Source organism: Streptomyces sp. NPDC127092 (genome assembly GCF_042722475.1).
Lineage (GTDB): Bacteria > Actinomycetota > Actinomycetes > Streptomycetales > Streptomycetaceae > Streptomyces.
Map to the genome: position 1 here is coordinate 1 of NZ_JBHXFE010000276.1, position 1294 is coordinate 1294.

The window sequence follows — 1294 nt, forward strand, 5'->3', positions numbered from 1 at the left end:
GGCCACCGCCGGCATCACGATGGGCAGGATGGGGACGATCCTGAGAAAGCTCAGCCGGCGTGGCAGCCTGGTCGCCGCGAACGCAAGAATCGTTCCCAGGACCATGGCGATGGCGAGTGACGAGACAGCGAGCGCGATGGTCGTCCGGATGGTTTGGCCGATGTCGTACCGGCCGTACTGGGCTTGATATCCGCGACCGCCGTCCTCGAACGCCAGCGACTGCAATCGGAAGAGCGGTAGCACGACGAGATACGCCAGAACCGCCAGCAGCGCGCCGTACCCGAGCCGGGTACGCCACACCGTACTGACGACGAACGGACGTGCGCCGCGGCTCACGGCAACCGTAGCCATCACGCCTCCGATCGGGCGGCCTGGGCGAGCACGGGAACCTGGAGATCCACGTGGCCGTCCGGATGCGGAAACACTCGCAGCTTGGTGGGCGAGAAGCTCACCACCAGAGGAGATCCGATGGCGGCACCACGCAACCAGCGTCCGTGCAGTTCCGCATCTGCGCGGACGAACAACTGCTCACCTCCGGCATCGACCGTCACGTCGAAATAGCGGCCTCCGTACTCCGAGGTGACGAGATCGCCGACGAAGCCGACGTCACCCGCACGGACCTCGTCGAGTGAACGATGAAGTGCGAGGTCGTCGGGCCGGAGCCTTCCCAGAGCCGTATCGCCGCTGATGTAGTTGCCCTGGACTCCGGCCGCGACGAGATCGACGGGAGCCCCCGCTCGCGTGGTCCACACCTCGTGCCGGCGGACGAGTTCGAGCCGGTTCGCCATCCCGATGAACGCCGCGACATAGTCGGAGGAAGGGGTCTCGTAGACCCGCTCCGGGGTGTCGTACTGTTCGATCTTGCCCGCCTTCATGATGGCGAGTCGGTCGCCGAGCGCAAACGCCTCGGCCTGATCGTGGGTGACGAATACGGCAGTGAAACCCAGTCGTTGGTGTAGTTGATGAATCTGAGACCGCACCTGATCACGCAGCCGCGCATCGAGATTGCTCAGGGGTTCGTCGAACAGCACCAGGTTGGGTTGGGCGACCAGGCCGCGGGCCACGGCTACTCGCTGTTGCTGTCCACCGCTGAGTTGGGACGGATACCGGTCGAGCAGGGCGCCGCAATCAACCATGCCTGCTGCGTTCTCGACCTGTCCGGCGGCGATGGCGCTCTTCATCCCCCGAACTTTCAAGGGGTACCGGATGTTTTCTCGCACCGTCATGTTGGGCCACAACGCGTAGGACTGGAAGACCATGCCGATGTTGCGCTTGTACGCCGGAACGTTGATAC

The 1294-nt window shown here is 64.5% G+C and carries 2 protein-coding genes; both read right to left on the reverse strand.

Annotation, left to right across the window (positions count from 1 at the left end):
- The coding region (locus ACFWJO_RS39630) for a hypothetical protein (RefSeq protein ID WP_386873139.1) at nt 1-336 on the reverse strand (336 nt) is incomplete at its 3' end.
- 14 nt (nt 337-350) lie between these two features.
- Nucleotides 351-1294: ABC transporter ATP-binding protein (locus tag ACFWJO_RS39635; protein WP_386873141.1), on the reverse strand; the 944-nt coding region annotated here is incomplete at its 5' end.